General features: G+C 40.6%; 23 protein-coding genes and 1 pseudogene. 23 read left to right on the top strand and 1 reads right to left on the bottom strand.

The genetic code is table 11. The features are described from left to right. Positions 1–121: 121 nt before the first annotated feature. The 13 genes from FQT28_RS05360 to esaA all read left to right on the top strand — a co-directional run bounded on the left by FQT28_RS05360 (position 122) and on the right by esaA (position 13,817). Positions 122–721: a thymidine kinase gene (locus FQT28_RS05360; RefSeq protein ID WP_143989627.1), complete on the top strand. Its 600-nt coding sequence runs from the start codon at positions 122–124 to the stop codon at positions 719–721. Beyond that, complete coding sequence (locus tag FQT28_RS05355) at positions 711–1,190, top strand: GNAT family N-acetyltransferase (RefSeq protein WP_000151326.1); 480 nt, start codon at positions 711–713, stop codon at positions 1,188–1,190. Before FQT28_RS05360 ends, FQT28_RS05355 begins: the two co-directional genes overlap by 11 nt. 9 nt (positions 1,191–1,199) lie before the next feature. Beyond that, complete coding sequence (gene prfA, locus FQT28_RS05350) at positions 1,200–2,279, top strand: peptide chain release factor 1 (RefSeq protein WP_001028810.1); 1,080 nt, start codon at positions 1,200–1,202, stop codon at positions 2,277–2,279. Then, positions 2,279–3,115 carry a peptide chain release factor N(5)-glutamine methyltransferase gene (prmC, locus tag FQT28_RS05345; protein ID WP_143989626.1) on the top strand — a complete coding sequence of 279 codons (837 nt, stop codon included), beginning with the start codon at positions 2,279–2,281 and terminating at the stop codon, positions 3,113–3,115. The genes prfA and prmC overlap by 1 nt, the downstream gene beginning before the upstream one ends. Next, positions 3,099–3,701, top strand: a complete 603-nt coding sequence (locus FQT28_RS05340) for an L-threonylcarbamoyladenylate synthase (RefSeq protein WP_185952357.1) — start codon at positions 3,099–3,101, stop codon at positions 3,699–3,701. Before prmC ends, FQT28_RS05340 begins: the two co-directional genes overlap by 17 nt. A 1-nt stretch (position 3,702) precedes the next feature. Then, a complete protein-coding gene (locus FQT28_RS05335; RefSeq protein WP_132974206.1) occupies positions 3,703–4,134 on the top strand; it encodes a GNAT family N-acetyltransferase in 432 nt (143 codons plus the stop codon). Between the two features lie 58 nt (positions 4,135–4,192). Then, positions 4,193–5,449 carry a serine hydroxymethyltransferase gene (gene glyA, locus FQT28_RS05330; RefSeq protein ID WP_143989625.1) on the top strand — a complete coding sequence of 419 codons (1,257 nt, stop codon included), beginning with the start codon at positions 4,193–4,195 and terminating at the stop codon, positions 5,447–5,449. 7 nt (positions 5,450–5,456) lie between these two features. Continuing rightward, the gene (locus FQT28_RS05325) at positions 5,457–6,431 is read left to right on the top strand and encodes a nucleoid-associated protein (RefSeq protein ID WP_000356101.1); all 975 of its coding nucleotides are present in this window, start codon (positions 5,457–5,459) and stop codon (positions 6,429–6,431) included. After that, a complete protein-coding gene (locus FQT28_RS05320) occupies positions 6,431–7,033 on the top strand; it encodes a lysozyme family protein (RefSeq protein ID WP_084948615.1) in 603 nt (200 codons plus the stop codon). The genes FQT28_RS05325 and FQT28_RS05320 overlap by 1 nt, the downstream gene beginning before the upstream one ends. An 86-nt stretch (positions 7,034–7,119) precedes the next feature. After that, on the top strand, positions 7,120–8,094 hold the full coding sequence (locus FQT28_RS05315; RefSeq protein WP_143989624.1) for a DUF1002 domain-containing protein: 975 nt from the start codon (positions 7,120–7,122) through the stop codon (positions 8,092–8,094). Positions 8,095–8,168: 74 nt separating this feature from the next. After that, positions 8,169–9,527: a 23S rRNA (uracil(1939)-C(5))-methyltransferase RlmD gene (gene rlmD / locus FQT28_RS05310; protein WP_084948612.1), complete on the top strand. Its 1,359-nt coding sequence runs from the start codon at positions 8,169–8,171 to the stop codon at positions 9,525–9,527. A 472-nt stretch (positions 9,528–9,999) separates the two neighbouring features. Next, a complete protein-coding gene (locus tag FQT28_RS05305; protein WP_084948610.1) occupies positions 10,000–10,293 on the top strand; it encodes a WXG100 family type VII secretion target in 294 nt (97 codons plus the stop codon). Positions 10,294–10,358: 65 nt separating this feature from the next. Continuing rightward, complete coding sequence (gene esaA / locus FQT28_RS05300) at positions 10,359–13,817, top strand: type VII secretion protein EsaA (protein WP_143989623.1); 3,459 nt, start codon at positions 10,359–10,361, stop codon at positions 13,815–13,817. Between the two features lie 34 nt (positions 13,818–13,851). On the opposite strand, the pseudogene FQT28_RS05295 reads toward esaA, so the two are convergent. After that, positions 13,852–15,108, bottom strand: a pseudogene (locus FQT28_RS05295) (ISL3 family transposase). A gap of 230 nt (positions 15,109–15,338) precedes the next feature. Here FQT28_RS05295 and FQT28_RS05290 point away from each other — a divergent pair. The 10 genes from FQT28_RS05290 to FQT28_RS05245 all read left to right on the top strand — a co-directional run bounded on the left by FQT28_RS05290 (position 15,339) and on the right by FQT28_RS05245 (position 25,436). Then, the gene (locus FQT28_RS05290; RefSeq protein WP_084948607.1) at positions 15,339–15,824 is read left to right on the top strand and encodes a type VII secretion EssA family protein; all 486 of its coding nucleotides are present in this window, start codon (positions 15,339–15,341) and stop codon (positions 15,822–15,824) included. Next, positions 15,824–16,072 carry an EsaB/YukD family protein gene (locus FQT28_RS05285; protein ID WP_084948606.1) on the top strand — a complete coding sequence of 83 codons (249 nt, stop codon included), beginning with the start codon at positions 15,824–15,826 and terminating at the stop codon, positions 16,070–16,072. Before FQT28_RS05290 ends, FQT28_RS05285 begins: the two co-directional genes overlap by 1 nt. Continuing rightward, on the top strand, positions 16,069–17,259 hold the full coding sequence (gene essB, locus FQT28_RS05280; protein WP_084948604.1) for a type VII secretion protein EssB: 1,191 nt from the start codon (positions 16,069–16,071) through the stop codon (positions 17,257–17,259). The genes FQT28_RS05285 and essB overlap by 4 nt, the downstream gene beginning before the upstream one ends. After that, the gene (essC, locus tag FQT28_RS05275; RefSeq protein ID WP_143989622.1) at positions 17,249–21,697 is read left to right on the top strand and encodes a type VII secretion protein EssC; all 4,449 of its coding nucleotides are present in this window, start codon (positions 17,249–17,251) and stop codon (positions 21,695–21,697) included. The genes essB and essC overlap by 11 nt, the downstream gene beginning before the upstream one ends. A 106-nt stretch (positions 21,698–21,803) precedes the next feature. Continuing rightward, positions 21,804–22,205, top strand: a complete 402-nt coding sequence (locus FQT28_RS05270) for a YwqH-like family protein (RefSeq protein ID WP_143989621.1) — start codon at positions 21,804–21,806, stop codon at positions 22,203–22,205. Position 22,206: 1 nt separating this feature from the next. Further along, on the top strand, positions 22,207–22,500 hold the full coding sequence (locus FQT28_RS05265) for a penicillin-binding protein (protein ID WP_143989620.1): 294 nt from the start codon (positions 22,207–22,209) through the stop codon (positions 22,498–22,500). Beyond that, entirely contained in the window at positions 22,497–23,153 is a 657-nt protein-coding gene (locus FQT28_RS05260) for a DUF4176 domain-containing protein (protein WP_143989619.1), read from the top strand. The genes FQT28_RS05265 and FQT28_RS05260 overlap by 4 nt, the downstream gene beginning before the upstream one ends. Next, a complete protein-coding gene (locus FQT28_RS10140) occupies positions 23,137–24,591 on the top strand; it encodes a T7SS effector LXG polymorphic toxin (RefSeq protein WP_143989618.1) in 1,455 nt (484 codons plus the stop codon). Before FQT28_RS05260 ends, FQT28_RS10140 begins: the two co-directional genes overlap by 17 nt. After that, positions 24,566–25,147, top strand: coding sequence for a hypothetical protein (locus tag FQT28_RS05250; protein ID WP_239822341.1), 582 nt, complete (start codon positions 24,566–24,568; stop codon positions 25,145–25,147). Before FQT28_RS10140 ends, FQT28_RS05250 begins: the two co-directional genes overlap by 26 nt. Further along, positions 25,140–25,436: a DUF4176 domain-containing protein gene (locus tag FQT28_RS05245; RefSeq protein WP_084948595.1), complete on the top strand. Its 297-nt coding sequence runs from the start codon at positions 25,140–25,142 to the stop codon at positions 25,434–25,436. Before FQT28_RS05250 ends, FQT28_RS05245 begins: the two co-directional genes overlap by 8 nt. The last annotated feature ends 28 nt before the right edge of the window (positions 25,437–25,464 follow it).

The following is a 25,464-nucleotide window of genomic DNA, read 5'->3' as shown; positions in this document are numbered from 1 at the left end:
ATAGCTTCCTCCACTAGTTTTTGATTTCTTCTATTTTACCACATTTTGCCGTTTAAAGCTTCAGAAAATTATGATATACTAGAATGTAGCAAAAATTTAGAAATGGACGTAAAATAGAAGCATGGCACAGTTGTATTATCGTTATGGGACTATGAACTCAGGTAAAACGATTGAGATTCTCAAGGTAGCCTATAACTACGAAGAGCAAGGAAAAGGTGTTGTCATCATGACCTCTGCTCTGGATACACGTGATGGTGTTGGCTATGTATCTAGTCGGATCGGCATGAAACGCCCTGCCCTTGCGATTGAGGAGACAACGGATATCTTCGGCTATATCCGAGATTTAGCTGAAAAACCTTACTGTGTGCTAGTCGATGAGGCTCAATTTCTCAAGCGTCACCACGTTTACGACCTAGCTCGTGTTGTTGATGAGTTAGACATACCTGTTATGGCTTTTGGTTTGAAAAATGACTTCCGCAATGAACTGTTTGAAGGTTCCAAATATCTATTGCTTTTAGCAGACAAGATTGACGAAATCAAGACCATTTGTCAGTATTGCAAGAAAAAGGCGACCATGGTATTACGAACTCAGGATGGACTGCCCGTTTATGATGGTGAGCAGATCCAAATCGGTGGAAATGAAACCTATATCTCAGTCTGCCGAAAACATTATTTTGCGCCAATGATAACATCTAACAAGGAGCACAACTATGACAATTGAACTAAGAGATGTTACAATGGAAAATTATTTTGATGTTTTGAATTTGGATGTCAAGGAATATCAAAAACAATTCATTGCAACCAACGCAATTAGTTTGGCTGAAGCATATGTCTACACTAAAAATGGAGATTTTGTAGCTCCATTGGCAGTTTATGATAAGGATGCAATTATAGGTTTTGTGATGATAGCTTATGATAAAAAGATCGGAATTAGTAGTGGAAATTATTTACTATTTCGTTTTATGATTGATAAGAATTTTCAAAATCAAGGATATTTTAAACCAATTATGGATAAAGTGCTGGACTATGTTCGGACAGCGCCAGCAGGTTTAGGCAATAAACTTTGGTTGTCTTATGAACCAGAAAATGAACATGCAAGATCTTGTTACCTCAGTTATGGATTTAAAGAAACTGGGGAAATATTTGAGAACGAAGTAGTAGCAATCTATGATTTAACAATTGAGAAATAAGGAGAAAAAATGAACATCTATGATCAACTACAAGCTGTAGAAGACCGTTACGAAGAACTAGGAGAATTGCTGAGTGACCCTGATGTAGTATCAGACACCAAGCGTTTCATGGAGCTTTCAAAAGAAGAGGCTTCTACTCGTGATACGGTAACAGCCTACCGTGAGTACAAACAAGTCCTTCAAAACATCATCGATGCCGAAGAGATGATTAAAGAGTCTGGCGGAGATGCGGACTTGGAAGAAATGGCTAAGCAAGAACTCAAAGATGCCAAGGCTGAAAAAGAAGAGTACGAAGAAAAACTAAAAATCTTGCTCCTTCCAAAGGATCCAAATGATGACAAGAACATCATCCTTGAAATCCGTGGAGCAGCTGGTGGGGACGAAGCAGCACTTTTCGCCGGAGACCTTCTAACTATGTACCAAAAGTATGCGGAAGCTCAAGGGTGGCGCTTTGAAGTCATGGAGGCTTCTATGAACGGTGTCGGTGGTTTCAAAGAAGTGGTTGCCATGGTTTCAGGTCAATCTGTATATTCTAAGCTTAAGTACGAATCAGGTGCCCACCGTGTGCAACGTGTCCCTGTGACAGAAAGCCAAGGCCGTGTACATACTTCGACAGCGACAGTCCTTGTCATGCCTGAAGTGGAAGAAGTAGAATACGATATTGATCCAAAAGACCTTCGTGTTGATATCTACCACGCATCGGGTGCTGGTGGACAGAACGTCAATAAGGTTGCGACTGCCGTTCGTATCGTTCACTTGCCGACCAATATCAAGGTTGAGATGCAGGAAGAACGTACCCAGCAGAAAAACCGTGAGAAGGCCATGAAGATCATCCGCGCGCGTGTTGCTGACCATTTTGCGCAGATTGCTCAGGATGAACAAGACGCTGAGCGTAAGTCTACTATCGGTACTGGTGACCGTTCAGAACGTATCCGTACTTACAATTTCCCACAAAACCGTGTCACAGACCACCGTATCGGCTTGACTCTCCAAAAACTAGATACCATTTTGTCTGGTAAATTGGATGAAGTTGTAGATGCCTTGGTGCTCTATGACCAAACACAAAAATTAGAAGAATTAAACAAATAATGAAATTAGCTCAATTATTCTCAGATTTTGAAGAAGAGTTGATAAGACAAGGAGAGGAAGCAGAAAGCCTCTCTTTTGTCTATCGTAGCGTAAAAAATCTCTCTTTTACAGACTTTGTCTTTGCCCTTCAGCAAGAGGTAACAGAAGAAGAAAAACAATTTGTAGAAGAAATTTATCAGCAGTTAGTAGCTCACAAACCAGCTCAGTATATCATTGGACAGGCAGATTTTTATGGAATGAAGCTACAAGTGGATGAGCGAGTCTTGATTCCCCGACCAGAGACAGAGGAGTTAGTGGAACTTATCTTGGCAGAAAATCCTAAAGAAAATCTCAGGGTCTTGGATATCGGCACTGGAAGTGGTGCCATCGCCCTTGCTTTAGCAAAGAATCGTCCAGACTGGTCAGTGACAGCAGTTGATATTTCACAGGATGCACTAGATTTGGCAACTGAAAACGCTAAAGTTCAGAATTTCCAGATATTTTTTAAAAAATCTGATTGTTTTGCAGAAATTTCTGAAAAATATGATATAATTGTATCCAATCCACCCTATATCTCTCGTGAAGATGAGTCAGAGGTCGGTTTGAATGTTTTGCATTCGGAACCTCATCTAGCTCTCTTTGCAGATGAGGATGGCCTAGCTATTTACCGTAGAATTGTGGAAAATGCAAAAGACTATCTCACAGATGGTGGTAAGATTTACCTTGAAATTGGATACAAGCAAGGTCAAAGTGTTCCTGCGCTTTTTAGGAAACATCTTCCTGAAAAACGAGTACGAACACTTAAGGACCAATTTGGTCAAGATAGGATGGTTGTAGCTGATGATGGACAGGATTAGACAAGAGTTGGAAAAGGGAGGAGCTGTTGTTCTGCCTACAGAGACAGTTTACGGCCTCTTTGCCAAAGCTCTAGACGAAAAAGCAGTCGACTATGTTTACCAGCTCAAACGTCGTCCTAGAGACAAGGCGCTTAATCTCAATGTTGCCTCTCTAGAGGACATCTTGTACTTTTCAAAGAATCAACCAGCTTATCTACAAAAACTTGTAGAGACCTTTTTACCGGGTCCCTTGACCATTATCCTAGAAGCAAACGACAGAGTTCCATATTGGGTCAATTCTGGTCTTGTAACTGTTGGATTTCGGATGCCGAATCACCCTATTACGCTGGATTTGATTCGAGAGACTGGTCCCTTGATTGGGCCATCTGCCAATATTTCAGGTCAGGAAAGTGGAGTAATCTTTCAGGAAATTCTGAAAGATTTTGACCAAGATGTTTTGGGTCTGGAAGACGATGCTTTTTTAACTGGACAGGATTCGACCATTTTGGATCTGTCTGGAGACAAGGTGAAAATCTTACGCCAAGGAGCCATTAAGCGTGAAGATATTCTTGCTCAGTTGCCAGAGATTTCTTTTGAGGAGGAATGAGATGCTAAGAGATTTGCAAGAAACAGATGTAAAAGCTATATGTGACATCAATCAAGAGACTTTGGGCTATACTTTTAGTCCAGAGGACACAGCTAGTCAACTAGCTAGACTGTCTCAGGATTCTCATCATTTCCTACTTGGCTATGAGGATGAGGTCAGCCATGTCCTACTTGGATATGTCCATGCTGAAGTTTATGAATCTCTCTATTCCAAAGCAGGCTTTAATATCTTAGGCTTAGCGGTTTCGCCTCAAGCACAAGGGCAAGGTATCGGTAAAAGCTTACTGCAAGGGTTGGATCAAGAAGCAAAAAGACGGGGCTATGAGTTTATCCGCTTAAACTCTGCTGATCATCGTCTGGGTGCTCATGCATTTTATGAAAAAGTTGGTTATACTTGTGATAAAATGCAGAAACGGTTTATTCGCATCTTTTAGTTTTTTTCTTATTGAAAAATAAACTAAAGGACCAGTCACACTATAAAGGAGAAGACCTATGATTTTTGATAAAGACGATTTTAAAGCATACGATGCTGATCTCTGGAATGCTATTGCCAAAGAAGAAGAACGCCAACAAAACAACATTGAGTTGATTGCTTCGGAAAACGTGGTTTCCAAGGCTGTTATGGCAGCTCAAGGGTCTATCTTGACAAACAAATATGCCGAGGGTTACCCAGGACGCCGTTATTATGGTGGAACTGATGTAGTAGACGTGGTAGAAACTCTAGCGATTGAACGTGCAAAAGAAATTTTTGGTGCTAAATTCGCCAATGTCCAACCTCACTCAGGAAGCCAAGCCAACTGTGCTGCTTACATGGCCTTGATTGAGCCAGGTGATACCGTTATGGGGATGGATTTGGCAGCAGGTGGACACTTGACTCACGGAGCTTCAGTTAGCTTCTCTGGCCAAACCTACAACTTTGTTTCTTATAGTGTAGATCCTGAAACAGAACTCTTGGACTTTGATGCGATCTTGAAACAAGCCCAAGAAGTCAAACCAAAACTAATTGTAGCTGGTGCTTCAGCCTATTCTCAAATTATCGACTTCTCAAAATTCCGTGAAATCGCAGATGCTGTTGGGGCTAAGCTCATGGTCGATATGGCCCATATCGCTGGTCTGGTTGCGGCTGGTCTTCACCCAAGCCCAGTGCCATACGCTCATATCACTACAACAACGACCCACAAAACTCTTCGTGGACCACGTGGTGGCTTGATTTTGACTAATGATGAGGATCTAGCTAAGAAAATCAACTCAGCTATTTTTCCTGGTATTCAGGGCGGTCCTTTAGAGCATGTTGTGGCGGCTAAGGCTGTTTCCTTCAAAGAAGTTTTGGATCCAGCCTTTAAGGAGTATGCTACCAATGTTATCAAAAATAGCAAGGCTATGGTTGAAGTCTTCTTGCAAGACCCTGATTTCCGTATCATTTCTGGTGGAACTGAAAATCACCTCTTCCTTGTTGATGTGACTAAGGTTGTAGAAAACGGAAAAGTTGCTCAAAACTTGCTGGATGAAGTTAATATTACCCTAAATAAAAACTCAATTCCATACGAAACCTTGTCACCATTCAAGACAAGTGGTATTCGTATTGGATCTGCAGCCATCACTGCGCGTGGATTTGGTGAAAAAGAAAGCCGTAAAGTGGCTGAACTCATTATCAAAACCCTTAAAAATGCAGAAAATGAAGCTGTCTTAGAAGAAGTGAGAAGTGAAGTTAAAGCGTTGACAGATGCCTTCCCACTATACGAGGACTAATACTTTTATGGACATTTATATTAAGAAAGCTATTATCCATCAGTTCAGCCCAGATGATACTGAGTTGTTTCTAGCGGATAAGTTTCTCAATATCACTCCAAAAATCGAGGAATACCTACGTAAAAAAATCGAACGCGTGTATTCAGATGAAGCCAAGACTGGGATTTTCGAAGAAGAAAATCCCTTCTTCAATCACATCACAGATGATTTGTTGGAGACATCAGTAACCCTGGCTAATCTCTGGAAAGAAGAGTTTAGCATTTCTGAAAATCTCAAGACCAATGACTTGATTTTTGTGCAATTTTCTAAAGAAGGTGTAGAGCATTTCGCTTTCTTGCGAATTGCCTTGCGGGAAACCTTGACTCACCTCGGTGGGGAAGTTGATAATCCAATCAAGCTGACTCAGAATAACCTGCCTGGATTTGGAACAGGGGCTGATGAGGCCTTGGTGGTCAATCTTCAAAGTCGCAAGTACCATCTCATCGAAAAACGTATCAAGTACAATGGGACTTTCTTGAATTATTTTTCAGATAATCTCCTAGCTGTTGCCCCTAAGATTTCACCAAAGAAATCCATCAAGGAACTGGAGAAAACGGCCCAGAGAATTGCTGAATCTTTTAACACAGATGATTTTCAATTTCAATCCAAGGTCAAATCAGCGATTTTCAACAATCTTGAAGAAAGCAATGAACTGTCACCTGAAAAATTGGCTAATGACCTTTTTGACAACAATCTGACAGCTCGTTTGAGCTTTATTGATCAAGTTAAGGAAGCCGTACCAGAACCAGTCCAGTTTGATGAAATTGATGCCAGTCGTCAGCTCAAGAAATTTGAAAATCAAAAACTCTCCTTGTCAAACGGAATCGAGCTCATCGTTCCCAATAACGTCTATCAAGACGCAGAATCTGTCGAGTTTATCCAAAATGACAATGGAACCTATTCTATCTTAATCAAAAATATCGAGGATATTCAAAGTAAATAATGTTTAAATTACTACGAAGAGTGCTAGTGCTAGCAGTCTTCCTTTTCGCTGTCTATAAAGTCTATCATATCCATCAAGATGTGAAGCAAGTCATGACCTACCAACCCATGGTTCGAGAAATCCTCAATGAAAGAGATACTCCAGCCAATGAAGAGCTTGTGCTCGCCATGATTTATACCGAAACAAAGGGAAAAGAAGGCGATGTCATGCAGTCTAGCGAGTCTGCTAGCGGTACCACAAATACTATCAATGACAATGTGACGAGCATTCGTCAGGGAATTCAGACATTGACTGATAATCTCTATCTAGCTCAGGAAAAGGGTGTTGATGTCTGGACAGCCGTGCAAGCCTATAATTTTGGACCTGCCTATATCGACTTTATCGCTCAGAATGGCAAGGAAAATACTCTGGCACTAGCCAAGCGTTACTCCCGAGAAACGGTCGCTCCAATCCTAGGCAATATTACAGGGAAGACCTACACCTATATCAACCCGATTTCTATCTTTCACGGAGCCGAACTCTATGAGAATGGTGGAAATTATTACTACTCGAGACAGGTTCGCTTTAATCTCTATATCATGAAATTCTTTAATTTCTTCTAAACATCTGGTTTTGCCAGGTGTTTTTCGCTATAAGTTTTCTTTAAGATTGTTTTATTAACCTAGAAAGGTAAAGGAGGGAATATCCCATGAGAAAGAAATTCTTTCTAACAAGTGCTGCAGTATTGTGGGCTGCAACAGCTATGGCGAGCGTCCACGCAGCAACCGATGTTCAAAAAGTAATCGATGAAACCTATGTACAACCAGAATATGTCCTAGGTTCTTCTCTATCTGAAGACCAGAAAAACCAAACTCTTAGCAAACTGGGCTATGATGCATCAAAAGACACCAAAGATATCAAAACTATGACACCTGATATCTATTCGAACATTATGAATGTGGCTAATGATGCTAGTCTCCAGCTCTATTCGTCAGCCAAGATTCAAAAGCTGGGTGATAAGTCGCCTCTAGAGATCAAGATTGAAACGCCTGAAAATATCACCAAGGTGACGCAGGATATGTATCGTAATGCAGCGGTGACCTTGGGAGTAGAGCATGCTAAAATCACAGTTGCAGCTCCTATTCCAGTTACAGGTGAAAGTGCCCTGGCAGGGATTTACTACTCGTTAGAGGCCAATGGTGCTAAAGTACCGCAAGCCAATAAAGACTTGGCCCAAGAGGAGCTAAAAGCCTTATCAGATATCAATGCTGAAAACAAGGACAAGTCAGGTTACGATGCCAATAAACTCAATGTTGCTTTGGCAGATATCAAGGCAGGAATCGCAAAAGCAAAAGAAGCCAAAGGCAATCTGACAGAGGAAGATGTTCGCAAAATTGTAGAAGACACACTAAAAAACTACAAACTTGATCAGGTTATAACAGGAAACCAGGTCAATATCATCATCAATTTTGCACTTAACCTCTCAAAGAGTGACATCTTGAATAATGCTGATTTCACTAAAACCCTAAATGACCTCAAGGAAAGTATTGTTTCCCAAGCTGGAGATAGCTTTAAAAATATCAACCTCAACTTTGATGCCAATAAAGCGCTAGAAGACGGGGGCAACTTCTTTAGCTCCCTCTGGCAAGCCATTGTCAACTTCTTCAAGAGTTTTGGTGCTTAGGTCATTTCATGATATAATAGATGGTAACAGAAATGTTGCCGTCTTTTTTTGTCGGCCGATAGAAAGTGAAAAATATGTTAAAGAAAAATGATATTGTAGAAGTTGAAATTGTTGATTTGACCCATGAAGGTGCTGGGGTTGCTAAGGTAGATGGTTTGGTTTTCTTTGTAGAAAATGCTCTACCAACTGAGAAAATCCTCATGCGAGTCCTTAAGGTAAATAAAAAGATCGGCTATGGGAAAGTTGAAGAATACATTACACATTCTCCGCATCGTAACCAAGACCTTGACCTAGCGTATCTACGTTCAGGTATCGCTGATTTGGGGCATCTTGCCTATCCAGAACAGCTCAAGTTTAAAACCAAGCAAGTCAAGGATAGTCTCTACAAGATTGCTGGCATTACAGATGTAGAGGTTGCTGAAACTCTAGGTATGGAAAATCCTGTCAAGTATCGTAATAAGGCTCAGGTGCCCGTTCGTCGTGTCAATGGTGTCTTGGAAACTGGCTTTTTCCGTAAAAATTCGCATGACCTTATGCCCCTTGAAGATTTCTTCATCCAGGATCCTGTTATTGACCAAGTCGTAGCAGTTCTTCGAGATTTGCTTCGTCGTTATGATTTGAAACCTTATGACGAAAAGGAACAGTCTGGCTTGATTCGGAATCTTGTGGTGCGTCGTGGTCACTACTCAGGACAAATCATGGTCATTTTGGTAACCACTCGACCGAAAGTTTTCCGTGTTGACCAATTGATTGAACAACTAATCAAGCAGTTTCCAGAGATTATCTCTGTCATGCAAAATATCAACGACCAGGATACCAATGCTATTTTTGGGAAAGAATGGCATACTCTTTTTGGTCAAGATTACATTACGGACCAAATGTTGGGAAATGACTTCCAAATATCAGGACCAGCTTTCTATCAGGTTAATACAGAGATGGCTGAGAAACTCTATCAAACAGCCATTGACTTTGCGGAGTTAAGAGAAGATGATGTTGTTATTGATGCCTACTCAGGTATTGGAACCATTGGTTTATCCGTTGCTAAGCACGTTAAGGAAGTCTATGGTGTTGAAGTGATTCCAGAAGCGGTTGAGAATAGCAAAAAGAATGCGGCAATCAACGGGATTGCTAACGCCTACTATGTATGTGACACAGCTGAAAGTGCCATGAAGAACTGGCTCAAGGAAGGTATTCAACCAAGTCTTATCCTAGTAGACCCACCAAGAAAAGGCCTCACAGAAAGCTTTATCAAGGCAAGCAGCCAAACAGGAGCAGACCGCATTTCCTATATCTCCTGCAATGTCGCAACCATGGCGCGTGATATCAAACTTTACCAAGAATTGGGATACGAGTTGCAGAAAGTACAACCAGTGGATCTTTTTCCGCAGACGCATCATATCGAGGTTGTAGGACTGCTGGAGAGAAAGGGATAAAGCCCACCGTTTCAGGGGTTACAAAAGGCTTGATATTCGGTCTTTTTTGAATTTTTGAGTGAAGTATAAATCTAACAGCCTGAAGTGATGTAGCAGGATTGATAGTGGTAAAGTATGAAATTTATTCCCACATACGCAAAGGGGGTGCAAAATGTTCCAACAGGTAGGGTGTCTGTGGGAATTGTTTTGCACCCCCTTTTTTTGATTTTCTGATATCACCAAGATGGTCGATGGAAGTAGGAGTTCAGTAATTGATACAATAGTCTACAATGAAATGCATTATAACCTAGTATTTTTATATTGAAAGATGTGACATGCTTGATTGAACACATCAAATAGTGGGAAGTTTTCAATCGATTTATAAAGTTGAATCAAAATTCTAAAAAACACTTGCAATCTGACGAGTTTGTGATACAATATTGACTATAAGGTTATCGGGAAGATGACCAAGTCAAAAAAGGAGAATAATGATATGCCAGCAATTTCGTTGACCCCAGAACAGTTAAAGTCTGAAGCACAAACTTATACCAATGCTTCTGAACAATTGAAAGATGCCATTAACAAAGTTTCAGGCGCAAATGGTCGTCTCCAAGGACAATGGCAAGGTGCGGCTTTCCAATCTTACTTGGAACAATTCCAACAATTATCAGTAAGCGTAACTCAAATGGAACAACTTCTTGAAAGTATCCATGCACAATTGAATCAATACGCCGATACTGTTGCTGAGCGTGACCGTCAGGATGCAACTTCATTTGGTTTGAATTAATCATCGGTGAACGGCGCTTCGAAAGGGGCGTCGTTTTTTGCTAGTTATAAGTGGAAAAGGTAATAATGAATAGTCCTCATAAAGAAAAACGATACTTAAAAATTTTAACTGCAGTAGCATGCGTATCCCTGTTATCAGGTTCTCTTGTTTATTTCGCATTAAAGGATCAGAGCCTTCACTATTCAAGTGAGATCAAGCAAACTGCTAAGGTTCAATATGCGCTTGTGAATGAAGATAAAGGTGCAAGGTTTGAAAATACTGATTATAATTTAGGCTCGGATTTTGTCACTTTAATTAATCAGGATACAGAGAATAACTGGGAGACAACCAATCGTAGCGTGGCTGAAGCAGGATTGAAGTCAGGTCAGTTTGATGCAGTTATTACTCTTCCGTCAGACTTTTCTGAGAAATTGTTGAGCTTAGAGAGTGTTTCTCCAGAAAAAGCCACTGTTTCTTACCAGATTCGCGAAGGGCAAAACGAACAAGCTAATCAGGCTGTCCACAGTCAAGTTAATACAGTCTTACAAGGATTTAATCAACGGGTGGTTCGGATGTATTTTTCGAGCATCATTCGAAATCTTTCAGATGCACAGACGAATGTGAATCAGATGGCAACTACAGAGTTATCTCAAAATACGTTCATCATTTCAAATATTCAAGCTCCATTTTCGACCCTACCAGATTCATTTAGAAGTACTCAATCCATTGCAAATAGTCTGAAGACGGATAATGAACTCTTTAAGACCCAACAAGAAGCTTTTGTTAAATCAGTCGCAAGCAGCATGGAAGCGAATAACAACTCTTTAGATGCTTCTGGGAAAGCCCTTGAATCTACAACAAACTCTGTGAATGAGTTTTCAAAAGAAGCTAATACTCGTCTTGAAAAGTCAACCAACCAATATAAGGAGCAATCTGAAAAAGATAAGGCTGCCTTGGAAAAACAATGGACAGATGATCAGAAGCATTATTCTGACTTGTATAATGCCCTTTACACTGTTGGGAATGCTAAATTAAAAGAATTGCAGTTTTCCGATACGGCAACCGGTTCCTTTATGGCAGATTTCAAAGCTAAGGCGGGGGAGTATAAAACTGCACAAAGTAAGGTCAAGGGGAACTTAGAGGCACAAATCACTTCTTTAGAAAAAGAAGTAGCGGAGCTTAGAGCACTCAGGGAGACCATTGCAGAGACTTATTATGGCTCTAAGGATTTAAGTGATCAGACAGCTACTGATAAAGATATTCGCTCGGCTATTTTGAACTTAATGACGAAGCCAGAAAACCGAAGCAAACTTCCTAAGCAGTATATTGAGGCAATTGCTAGTCGCCTACCGATGATTTCATCTGGAGATTTGAGTGCTCTCATTGCTAAATTAGAGCAAGATAAATTGATCTCATCAGATGAGGCTACAACTTATCGTAATGCACTGAAAATTGTGTCTAACTACAGTAGCGAGTTGGGTGGCTCTTTAGGACAAAATACAACCTTTAAGTATCTGTCCTCAGCGGCTACTGTTACTAGTCCAGTGACCTATCCCATTCACCAAACTCTAGAATTTGATCCGTCAACTGGTAGTCAGACAGTCCAATTGAACATCGATGATGCAAATATGGGGAATCTTGAACTGGAAGGTGTGACGAAAGATTCAATTGAAGCCTCTATCCGTCAACAGTTAAAAGATACAGGCTATCATGTGACAGCTGCAGTATCAGGAAATACAATTCAAGTCACATTTATTAATGAAAGAACGGCGTCAACTACTCCTGTCGCCTCTTCGGACTCAGGGGGATCAAGTACTTCAAATGCGGATGCAAGTGATGCAGCAACATCTACAAATTCCACTTCTACAAGTGAAAGTACGACAGCAACGCCAACTACTCCACCAAAAGTCAGTCAACCAAGCTATGCGACACTTCCTAAAAAGGTGAGTGTCACGATTAGTGGTCAGATAAAGTGGAATTTATCTGATGATGTGAAAAAGAATTCCTATAACCAAGTAGGTTATAGTTGGACAGATGGAAGTTCAGTTCAAGCTAGTGCTCAGTTATCTGTCTTTAATGGTAAGTATGACACTTTGGCTGAGGATTTACCTGCGATTCTGAAAAACTTCCAAAACCTAGACCTTACTGCCCAACAAATCGTTACTCTATTTGCATCACCAGGGGCAAGTTTAGATATCAATCAATTTGCAAGCACGCTATCAAGTGGTACTCTCGTACAAAAGGCTAGTCCAGATTCTGTATATAGTCTCTACAATAATCTAACTGACGACGAACGGGCTTCAGAAATATCGGATGTTTTAGTTACTAAGTATCGGCTTACAGGAGATAATTTATACAAACAGGTAGATCAGCAATTAAAGGATGTGACAGATATTCTAGGTGAAAAAGAAAATCCTAAAGAAGGCACCCTTCGTCAAGTGTATCAGTCTCTCCCAGACTCAGATTTGCTTGTTAAGCAAGCTTCTGCCTTAAATACCTGGTATGGGGAGATGCAGAAGGTCTTAGATGAGGCTCATAATCAGTGGAAAGATTCTGAGAAACTTGCTTATGAATCAGTTGTCAATGATCAAAATCCACAACCAGAGAAGATGAATACCTCTAAGCTGGAAGAAGAAGTGAAGTCACTTTTGTCTCAATACGATAGCTTACGAGATAGTTCTAAAAAAACTGCACAAGCTACAGCTGATGGAGCTGCTCAGGTACGAGATATCTCACCACAAATCCAACAGTTAAACGAGACAACAGAATCGATTCAAAAGTCCGCAGATGGTGTCCTTTCCAGTTTGAATCAGAGTGTGAAGGAAACAAGTGGTACAGTTGAGAAAAATACCTCTTATGCAGAACAGTTTGGAAAGGTGCTTGCCAATGCGAAAAGTGGAGGTGCTGATAACAAGCAAGTGTTCAATTTCTTATCCGATCCAATTACTACAAAAGTCACAGAAGGTAAGACACAGGCAGCTAGTCACATTTCCATCATCCCCTATTATATGACCTTGTTGTTATCGGTTATTTCTTTTGTGATAGCTATGACGATCGGACGCTTTGTTAAAGATAGACAGGAAAGGGAAGAAACTGATCTTTTGACAACGAAAAAGTGGGACTTGAAGCTTCAAAGTTTCTTACCGACAATCATAACAGCTACTGTTGGTTCGATTTTGTTTTCAGGAGTTACAATAGGAGTAGCAACAGCAGCTAATGGATTCTTATGGTTCATTTATAGCTTTATGTTAATGGCAAGCTTGATTTTAGTGCTATCTTACAGCTTGAAGAAAGCTCCGTATCCGACTTATATTGTATCTGCATCCCTCTTAGGTTTTTATCTCCTACTAACTCCTATTTTGGGAGTGGCAACTCAATCAGGAAGTTTCCTTAATTTCTTATATCGACTGTCTCCGTTACAAAATATTGAAAACGGCTTTAGTTATCTCTTGGTCGGTGGTAACTTAAGCATTGTAACGATTCTTCTACTCTTATTATTTGTAGGCATCGGAGTTAGTCTCAATCTCTTTACAAGAAAGAAATAAGGCTCTTTGTCAACTGTAGTGGGTTGATAAAAAGTTACAGCCTGGAGAGGACCAAATTGGTTCTCTCCTTTTTGATATTCAAAGAGCGATGAGGATTCTCGTTTTAAAATTTTCAAAGTTCCGGAAGCCAAAAGCATTTCGCTTAATGACTTTGATGAGGATATTTGTGGTTTCAAGTTTTGCTTTTGAGTAGGGAAGTACAAGTGCATTAATGATCTTATCCTGATCTCTCAAAAAGGTCCTAAAAATGGTCTGGAAGATTGGATTGACAGAAGAAATAGTTTCCTTGATTAATTCAAAGAAATAATCAGCGTGCTTCTCTTGAAAATGAAAGAGTAAAAGCTGATAGAGTTCATAGTGATCTCTAAGATCTTGAGAGTAAGAGAGAAGTTTTTCGAGAATCTCTTTATTGGTTAAATGCGACTGAAATGTTGGACGATAAAATCGTTTACTGCTCAGCGTATAGTTATCCTGTTGAATGAGTTTCCAGTAACGTTTCAGTGCTTTATATTCGTGCGATCTTCTATCAAACTGATTCATAATTTGGATGCGTACGCGATTCATTGCTCGGCTGAGATGCTGGATAATATGAAAACGATCGAGAACGATTTTAGCATTTGGAAAAAATTTTCTAGCAATATCGTAGTAGGGACTAAACATGTCCATGGTAATGACTTTCACGCGACTTCTTACCTGTCTAGAATACCGAAGGAAATGATTGCGAATAGTTGCTTGAGTCCGTCCATCTAAGATAGCTAGGATCTTTCTTGTATCGTAGTCCTGTGCAATAAAGCTCATCTTTCCTTTCTTGAAGCTATATTCATCCCAACTCATGTGTTCTGGAAGGTGGTTAAGATCAGTCTTAAATTTGAATTTATGTAACTGACGAATGACTGTAGAAGTGGAGACAGATAAACTTTCGGAGATAGCTGTCATAGGGACTTTCTCAATCAATTTTTGAGTGATTTTCTGTTTGACGATGGTTGCGATCTAGTGATTCTTCTTGACTAAGGAAGTCTCTGCGACGGCTATTTTTCCACAGTTTTTACAGCGGAGACGGCGTTTTTTCAATCGAATGAGAGTCTTGTAGCAAGCGCATTCGAGGTAGGGGATTTTGGATTTTTTGAAAGTCATATTTAGCCATTTGTCCTTGACAGTTGTGACATTTAGAGGCAGGATAATCGAGCTTAGCAATGACTTCTTTATGCGTTCCAGCGTCAAGATAATCTAAGATAATAATATTTTTGTCTTTAATTTCAAGTATGTTTGTGATAAAATTTAATTGTTCCATAAGATTCTTTCTAATGAGGGGTTGGTCACTTTTTCATTATAGGTCTTATAGGGCTTTTTTTCTACAACAAAATAGACTCCATAATTCCTACAGTGGTTTTACCCACTACAGAAATTATAGAGCCAGAAATAATCAAGGTAAGGATCCGTAAGGATCCTTTTTGTTTTCTTGTGAGATGGTGTGATTTGTAGTATAATAAAGTTATCTTTACCAAGTGGGGAAGGAGATTTATGAAGAAGGTTCAAGTCATTTTTAGTCTATTATTGTTGTGTCTTTTTCTTAACTCAGGTGATGTCCGAGCAGATGATGGAAGTCTTGAAATTAATAATCAAACCATCCATGATCAAGGGAACAGTCCTCAGACTACTAAGTCTAAGAATATTCCTGAATTATTTTTAGAAGATAGTGTGAAGAAAGAAAAACAGCTACAAAAAGCACAGCAAGAGAATGTTCATCAAGCGCAGTCCTCTCTTTTTACCGGGACTAAAGATACTAATAGTTTTCAGAGTCAGGATAAGGTGACGCGTGGCTTGTTTCAAGCAGATTATAGAGCAGATGAAGCAATTTTGACTGGAGAGAGCACCTCTAACACTTCGCTACCTACTTGGCTATCTATTTTAGGATTTGGAATAGGTCTACTTGGAGTGACCTATCTAGGTGTTTGGCTAGGTAGGAAGTACTCAAAAGTGCTTCGTTTTAAGAAGGAGAGTGTGTGATGAAGACAATTACGGTTGGTATAAAATGGAGAGACCAAATATATGATTTGAAACTTCCAACGCAGGTTTCATTCAAGAGAGTAAAAGAGCTGATATGTGAGTCATTTTCAATGATGAACCAAGAGCTACCAAGTCACTTTGATCTTCAAGTGACTAATAAATCAATTGCCTTTTATGATGATGACCAGATAGCGGACTTTCCTTTAGGAAACGGAGATCAATTAGAAATTGTAGGGAGAAAGAAATGAAAGTACAAGAGACAAGTATCCAATCCAAGTGGTCGAAAGAGGCTGGTGAACTAGAGATTAAGTTATCCGCTAATCAATTTCAACTGAATCGGATGAAGCAGTATCGATTCTTTTTAGAAAGCACGGCACATTTAGCTCAAGGAGCAGTGAAAGAAGAGGCAGAAGAGGTCGTTCGTCTTTCTTACCAAATTCCAGCAGGTTATCAGTCGATTCGAGAAGCTGTTGAAAATAAAGAAATCTTAGAACGCCTTCATCTTTTTCAAAAGTTACAATTCTTAAAAGAAACTGTCGATCAGCCTATGAAACCCTTTATTCACCCAGATAATCTGTTTGTGAGCGGGGAAAGTGTCCTTTTAGGACATAGAGGGATGACAGATAGTGTGGTTCCTTTTTCGCTCATGAAAGAGGACTTGTTAAAGCAATATAAGGCTTTAGCTGTGTTCATTTTACAACCTAAGCTCAACTTTGAAGAGTTAATTGATAGTCTTACGACGGTAAAAAATGCTTTTGCGGAAACTCTTTTTAAAGCGGAGACTTTTGATGAAGTAGACCATCTCATTAGTGAGCAGGCTCGTATCCAAGAAGAGAAGCGTCAAAAGGAAAAACTGTTTGTCTCGAAAAGGAACTATCAATTGTTTAAATGGGGTTCTTTAGGACTCGCAATTGTAACAGTTGCGATGGGGATTGCAACAGGTATTTATGCTTTTTATGTGGTGCCTAAGCAGGATAAAATCATTCAGGCTGAGACGAGTTACATTGCTAAGGATTATACGGCAGTGGTAGAAGGTCTTAAGTCAGAAGCTCCAAATAGTCTTCCGAAGGGAGTCCAGTATACACTTGCGGCTAGCTCGTTAGAGTTAGACAATCTGACTCAAGAACAAAAGGAAGCTGTATCTAGAAACTTGTCACAGAAATCTAGTGAGAATACTCTTTCTTATTGGATCTATATCGGCCGTGGAGAACTTGAAAAAGCACTTGATATTGCTCAAAATATTGGGGACATTCAGTATATTCTTCATGCTTATACAAAGCTCTATGATCAGGTCAATACAGACAGTACGATGAGCGGAGCGAAAAAGCGAGAACTCCTTGAAAAGTATCAAAAAGAAATTGATAAGTTACAGGAACAATTAAACGGAAGTTCAAAGGCAAATAGTACATCAAAGGAGACTAAAAATGGCAACTAAGGGCAAACAAGCGACTTGGAGTCAAAAGCTGTCAGATGAAGAGGTTCTTTGGCATGTGTTTTCGTTTAAAGAATGCTTTGAGTACAAAGAGTTGACCGAAAGGGCCTCCTCAATCAATATTGGAGAAAGTCATATCTCAATTACTGAAAGTGGTCTTGAAAAGGACGGAATCCCTTGGGCTGGTCAGGAGGAGGAAAGTCTGGTAGCCATTCCACATGAACAGATTCAGATCCATTCCTTTACCTATCCTAAGCAGGACTTACTCTTTTCTAAGGAGAAGAAAGCAGATGTTTGCCTTGAAAGTCAAGCTCTCCTTTACCTGAAGGTTAAGGAGAATACCTATCATCTCTCTGGATCATCTAATGGAGCTAAGGTTTATCTAAATGGACAAATTCTAGAGGAAGTTGATGCCTCTATTCAGGTAGGGGATGTTTTGGTGGTGGACTGCTTTCTTTTCTCATTTCGAGAACATCAGATCCATTTCCTGCCCTTGAGCAGACAGCACACTATCCAATCTGATCATTTGTTTGAAGAACCTTATAAAGCTGAGTTTCCACATGAGTTTCCTAATTATCGTAGAAGTCCACGCATTTATCTAAAAGAGCCTGAGGATAAGGTGGAAATCAATTCACCAGCACCAGAAGAAAAACTTAGACGTGGTGAGCTATGGCGTGCGATCGTACCGCCTGTTGGAATGGTGGTGATTAGCGGAGCCTCTAGTGTCTTTATGCAGGGAAATGCCTTGCTTATGATGGGAATGGCCAGTGCCAGTCTCTTGACAGCTGGATTTTCAGTATCGAGCTATTTTACCAATAAAAAGGAAGTCAAAGAGAAGAATCAGAAAAGAAACGATGATTATCAAGAGTATCTCTTAGAGACAGGAAGCCAATTGAGTCGTCTAAAGACGGAACAAAAGAAAGCCTTGACATATAATTTTCCATCGGTTGATGAATTAGTGGATTTAGTAGAAAGTTACAACCCACGGATTTATGAGAAGATGGTGACAAATGATGACTTTCTAAAGGTTCATTTGGGAACTGGAACGATTGATTCTAGTTATTCCTTACGTTTTCAACCAACCAATCGCAAGGAAGACTGGAGCCGCTTTGTCGAGAAAAAACTGGTACAACCTCATATAAAATTAGAGGATGCGCCTATTGTCCTCTCTCTACGTGATCAGGCTTTGGGATTAGCGGGAGTAGCTCCTGTCTTACGAGTAGCAGTTCAAACGCTATTGTTTCAGATTGCGGCGCTTCATTCCTATCATGATGTAGAGTTTGTGACCTTGGTCTCCCAAGAGGAATACGAGAATCACTGGCGAGAATGGCGCTGGTTGCCTCATGCGCAAATGCGGAGTCTCAATCTACGGGGACTTATTCATGATGACCAGACTAGGGACATGATCTTGACCTCTTTTTACCAGATGTTAGTCAAGCGTCGTCAGGTCGTTCGGGAACAAAAGCAGGAGCAAATCTTCTCGCCGCACTATGTCTTGACGATTTTGGATGAGTCATGGCTGTCAGGACATGGGCTCAATGAATTTCTGGCAGAGGATATGACCCAATATGGGGTGACGGTTATCTGGGGTAAGGAAAGCCTTAATATGTTGCCTGAGACGGTGACGGCAGTGGTTGATTATCAAAATGGAGAAACAGCCAAGCTCGTCAATAATCATCATATCTATGTCAACCAAGACTTTAAGCCTAATCGTCTGCCTCAAAATGGAAAACTTGAAGAAGCGATTTACCGTTTGGCCAATCTCAATCATATCGAAGTGGAGAAAAACTCGATTCCAGATACGATTTCCTTTATGGAACTCTACGGTGTTAAGCAGGTTGAGGAATTGGATGTGGAGAAACGCTGGCAGGCGGCGGATGCATCTAAGTCTCTCGCTGTACCTCTAGGTGTTCGAGGGAAGGATGATATTGTGCTGCTCAACCTTCATGAGCGTGCCCATGGTCCACACGGACTAGTTGCAGGGACTACCGGCTCTGGTAAGTCTGAGATTGTGCAGAGCTATATTCTGTCTCTAGCTGTTAACTTTGCGCCAGAAGATGTTGGATTTCTTCCGATTGACTTCAAAGGGGGAGGAATGGCCAATCTCTTTGCCAAGCTGCCTCACTTGATGGGTGCTATTACCAACTTGGATGGAGCTGGGACGGCTCGTGCGCTGAAGAGTATTCGTGCGGAACTTCAAAAGCGTCAGCGTCTCTTTGGGAAATTCGGTGTCAACCATATCAATGGCTACACCAAGCTCTATAAAAAAGGAAAGGCACTTAGCGATCCAGAGGAGAAAAAGACCTATCCGACAGAGCCTTTACCTCATCTTTTCCTGATCTCAGATGAGTTTGCGGAGTTGAAGCAAAATGAACCAGAGTTTATGGCAGAACTCGTCTCCACGGCACGTATCGGACGTTCCCTAGGGGTTCACCTGATCCTTGCGACTCAAAAGCCATCTGGAGTGGTGGATGAGCAGATCTGGTCTAATTCTCGCTTTAAGCTGGCGCTCAAGGTTGCCGATCCTTCAGACTCAAATGAGATTATCAAAACCCCAGATGCGGCTAGTATCACTCAGCCTGGTCGTGCTTATCTTCAGGTCGGAAACAATGAAATCTATGAACTCTTTCAGTCAGCATGGAGTGGAGCGGATTATCAGCCTTATAGTGATGAAGGTAATCAAGTAGATGAACGGATTTGGTTAGTGAATCAACTAGGGCAGAGCGAACTCTTGATTGACGGAAATGACGGGGATTACTCGGTTGAAGAGACACAAGAGCAGGAGACAGAGCTTGAAGCTGTGATTGATTATATCAATAGGGAAACGGAGCGTCTGCAAGTCATCCTCCCTGAAAAGCCATGGTTACCACCTCTTGGAGAGGAGCTAGTAGGAGCGGCAATTGACCGTCAAGCAGAGTGGACAACCCCACGTCAACTCTCCATTCCACTAGGCATGCTGGATCTGCCAAGTGCTCAAAAGCAGGAGGTCTACCACTTTGATATTGAGGAGTTGGGCAATACCGTCTTATATGGGTCCCCAGGCTTTGGAAAATCAACAGCTCTTCAAACTATCCTCATGAATCTGGCTCGTAGAAATACGCCTGAGCAAGTTCAGTTTAACCTTTTTGATTTTGGGACGAATGGTCTCTTACCAATTAGAGAGTTGCCACACGTGGCGGATCTGGTTCGACTAGATGAGGAAGAAAAGCTCCTCAAGTATCTGAAACGTCTGGATAGTCTTATGAAAGAGCGAAAAGCCCTCTTTACAGAGGCTGGGGTGTCTAGTCTGTCACAGTATGAGCAAAAGACAGGTCAAGCTCTCCCTGTTCTTCTCAACTTCTTTGATGGCTATGACTCAGTACGGGAAAGCCCATTAGAGGAGATCATCGAGTCAGCTGTCAACCAGCTCCTACGTGAGGGAGCTAGTCTGGGTATTTATACTCTGATAACCGTACTCAGCGCTAGTAGCTTGCGATTACGGATGAGCTCGACGATTCCCAATGCTTTGAGCTTTTACTTAGTAGAAGAAGGAGCGCTTCGGACGGTTATGGGACGTGATGCCCTGCCAGGCCAGGAAATTGTCGGCCGTGCTCAGGTGACACAGGAAGAGGTTCTAGAGTTACAAGTCTATCTGCCGATAGAAGGAAAAGACGATATCGACCGTCTTTCTCACTTAACAGCAGAAATCCAATCAATGAATCAGGACTGGCAAGGCTTACGTCCAGAAGCAGTACCTATGTTGCCAAGTAAGATTTCTACGAGTTTCTTTGAAAATCACGAGGAAGTTCAGGATATGTGGCAAAGAGGCGAGTTGCCAATTGGTTTTGACAAAGAAAGTACACACCCGGTTGGCTTTGTGCCAAAACGAGACGGCTACTTTGAGCTTCTCTATGATACCATGCAGCAGCTAGAATATGGCGAAGCAGCGCTTCTGACAGGCTTAGAAAAAGTGCCTAGTCACATTAAAAAGTTCTTGGTGGATCCAACAGGAAACTACCATCAGTCGGAAGGGCTGTTCGACGAAGTATTTGTGGGCGAGGAGATCCCTGGTTTCTTTATGGATATGCAGTCTGAAGTGGATGCGCGCACGCCAGCTGATTTGGATTATCCTATCTACATCTTGATTCCAGAAGCACAAGCCCTCAGCAAGCTCATGAATCTTAAGATGACAGAAGATGCCTTTAAGTCTCTTCTGCACAAAGGAGGGACAGTTGGGCTCCACTTCATCTTTATGGGTGAGCTTCGTCAGATCGTTAACGGCTATATGGAAGTGGATAAGATTTTAAAGGTCAATGTGCCTGCAGGCTGTATCGGAATTCGTTTCCAAGACCAGAATGTTGTATCTATCAAGAGTAGCTTCACAGAGTCCGTTGTCGGAGTGGATGAGTACAACTACTTCACCAGCCGAGATGGTTATCGCATCAAACTTATCAGTGAATAAAAGCGAGTCATTTGACTTGCTTTTATTTTTAGGGTTCTTTCCCAATCCTTATGGTAAAACATCGGAATTTTTGATATAATTAGAGAAAAAGTGGAGGAGTTTATGTATGGGACGATATGATAGTGCTATTGCGAATTGTCATGCGCAAATTCGTTGGATCCGTTTGGATATACGTACTTATGAGGATAAGATAAAGCGTTTAGAGTCTGCGAATGATTGTATCCAGAGTCAGATGGATGTTGTTAGTAAAAACAAGACTTCTGCGAGTGATTTGAATAAGCACTCTACAACTGATTTTCAAGGGACTCGTCGGGAAGATTTTGATAAAACGTTAGCAGGAATTTCCGATGCGATTACAACTTGGTTGACAGATACAGAAATGAATCGTAAGAGTATTCGCTTTAAAATATCAGAATATAATGGGAATATTGAAGATTGCCAGGCCAAAATTAATAGTCTAAATAGCCAGATTGAATACTATCATCGCTTGAATTGGGAGGAGGACTAGTATGTCAGGTCAAGCAGAAATTTATGTCCAAACAGAAGAATGGGCTGGACAGGTCGGACATTATCATTCGGATGTTACCTCTGTTCGTCCACTATCTACTCTCCCTTTTTCCTATACAGATTTGTCTCCTTTTAAGAACTTTAATCAAGCCATTCAGAATTTAAATACATCTGTCATAAAATATCGAACTTATGTGAATTCTCAATCCTCTAATATGCTTAGGGTTTCTGAGAATAAGTTGTTGGATGATCGTTCAGGAGCAGATGGATTTCAAGATGGGATTCGATTAAAATGAAGACAGCAGAACAAATTTGGAAAGAGTATTGTGACGGTAATACGGCATTTCCCACTACTGATTTTTTACATCAGATAGCTTTTATTTTAAAAAATCGTCCAGAGGTATTGGGGGCAATCGTAAAAGCTTTTTTGGATAAAAAGCCAAACTATATTTATCATCCGCGGATTGGCGCTGATATTGAAGTGACTTTTTTACCGAAAGAAGTGTATATTTGTCGGAACGAGGCTGAGATTACGTTATCTAAAAGTGAGTTTGTCCATTTTTTAGATGGGGTTGATAAGGTTTATAGCGATATTCTTCCCTTGGGTACATTGGTTGAGATTGATAAGGAGCAGCTATCTCAAGAGCTAGTAGCGTCACTTTTAGGCGATGAGCCACTTTATGTCATGATTATGGGGCGAAAAGTCGTTTTCGACGGAGCTTATGTGGATTATTTAGCACAGTTCTGGCCTCTTGGGTTTCAAGCAGACCTTCCACCGATGGCGATTCATAAGACCATGATCAAACGAATCATCGCTCAGGGTTATGCGGAATCAGAAAAAGAAAGTTCCTATGTCGGTCAATTACGGGAAATATTAATGAAAACAGCTATTCCTTCCCACTTTTATCTACGATTACAGGAGGAGTTAGACGATGAAAATCAAGCGTAGCGAGTTGGAAAGTTTAAAGGATTTTTTCTATAAACAGACCCAAGCTTTCGAGTCTGATTTGGCTGAGGCACAGTCGACTGCGCAGAGTCTTGCATCGAGTCAAGCGCTGCGTGGTGATGTCAAGACTGCGATTAACCATGAGTTGAACTATTATAACCTCCCTCTCCTTCAGGGTTATGTGGATTATTCTAATCTGCTTTATACTGAGTTTGACAATCTGATTTCTGACTTTGAATCAACAGTCGGTGAGAAAAGCGCAACAGCTGTCATCAACAGTGAGGCCTTAACTAGCTTGAAGCAGAGTGTGGATCGTCTCCATTCCTCCATTGTCCGGGATATGGATGCGACGAATAAATATTATACGGAAATTTCTGACTTGATCTTACTGAAAGCTCCCAGCAAGGATAAGCTAGATCGGGCTATTGAGGCGTCGAAACAGTCGCTTTCCGAGACGGAGAAGCGCCTGGCTGCCTTCAATGGCAAGCAGGCCACAAGTGAGTTAGATGCGATTTTAAACAATCAAAATAAGGGCTTAACGAAGGTGAGTGGGACGGTTACCATGGCCAGCCCTTATCGTAATCCTGAAGCGCTTGATATCTATCGTAATCCTCATTTCAAGAAGGCGGCAAACCGCTATCACCAGAAAGTGGATAGCCTAGCAAGGGCTTACTTCCAGAAGAATCATCCAGGCGTTGCATTTGACAAGGACAAGGCAGGGATTGAGGAATTGCAGGCTCTTGCGAGGGAGGTGACTAAGAAGGCGGAGTATGGAGAGGAAATCCCACCTGGTCTAGAAAATAGAGAGGATGGTTCATCGAATCAAAACTTGCCATCTTATTTATCGTCTTTATTTGGAGCGTTTAGTCAAGAAGCTTTAAAAAGTTTTATGACAGATAAAGCTATAAATGCGTTTATTCAATCTTCTTGGGAATGGTTGACACATAGTCCCCAAAATATGCAATATGGTTTGCTGGGAGCTGTTTCAGGCGGTGGGACTTATACTATTCCAGTTGATGTTAATCCTATATATAGTGGATTTGTTAAAGGAGTTGCTAAATATGGCGTACAGACTCTAGGGGCTGCAGTGGATTTTGGCATGCAAGTTGCAGATGGAGAAAATATTGGTCATGCAGCAGTAAAGACTGGAGGACATGTAGCGATTGGTATTGGCGCTGCTAAAGTTGGGGCAGCTATAGGTAGTGCTTTTCCGGTGGTTGGTACAGTAGGTGGAGCAGCAATAGGTTTTGTTGCAGGAGTTGCAGGATCAATGATTTTTGACTGGGTGTATGATAGTGTTGCAAAACCTTTTATAGATGATACCATTAGTAACATACAGCATGCAGCTGATACAATAGGAAAGACGGTCAATGATGTTGGAAAAAATATCGGCGATGCTTTTACAGGAATGATGAGTGGTTTGGGAAGTGTATTTGGGTGAGATGATGAAAGATAATTACGAAATTATTCCTGTAGGAATCTATCAAAAGCAATCTGTTTTTTATGATAAAAGCAGTCAAAAATTACTAATCAGGATAGATAAAAAAGAAAGCAGCTATAGTCAATCTTTCTTAGTGATGATTATACTGTTTATGTTGCCAATAGTTAGATGGTTAAATCAATATCTATTTATAAATATTTTATTATTTAATATTTTAATACTGATATTTGGGACAATTGCAGTTTTTTCTGTTTCGCGAATCTACGTTAAAAAGTTGTATAGAGGGATAGAATTATCTGATTTATACCTGTCGAGAGAATCATATGGTATATTTCTTCATCAAGAAAAAAGAAATGCTAAGATTGCGATGATAACTATCATATCTTTATTTCTAATAGTTACAATTTCTGCTATTCTATATTTACTGACATCAATCTTTTTATTCTTATTTGTTTCCGTCGGTTTACTTTTTCCTTTTTGTTTATTCTTAAATACAAAAACGAAAGAACGATATATTATTTTAAATCAATTGATAAAGGAGTTAAAGAATGAGTAATTATTTACCTATTGGAAGTGTTGTTCAACTACAGAACGGTGATACTAAAGTGATGATTATAAATCGGTTTCCACTTTACAATAGTCGAGGAACAATTGGATATTTTGACTATTCAGCTTGTCTTTATCCTTCTGGAAATACGGATAATCAAGTTTATTTCTTCAATCATGAAAATATTGACAAGATTTGGTTTGAGGGATATATTGATGAAGCAGAGGAACAGTTGCAGGAGAAATTTATAGTAGAGAAAAAGAATATCTCATATCCAAGATTGACACTTGAGCTTTAGTAGTATCGATCAAGAGTAGCCTTACGGA

This window comes from Streptococcus oralis, from assembly GCF_901543815.1.
Classification (GTDB): Bacteria; Bacillota; Bacilli; order Lactobacillales; family Streptococcaceae; genus Streptococcus; species Streptococcus oralis_CM.
This window is presented reverse-complemented; position numbering and strand designations above follow the sequence as displayed.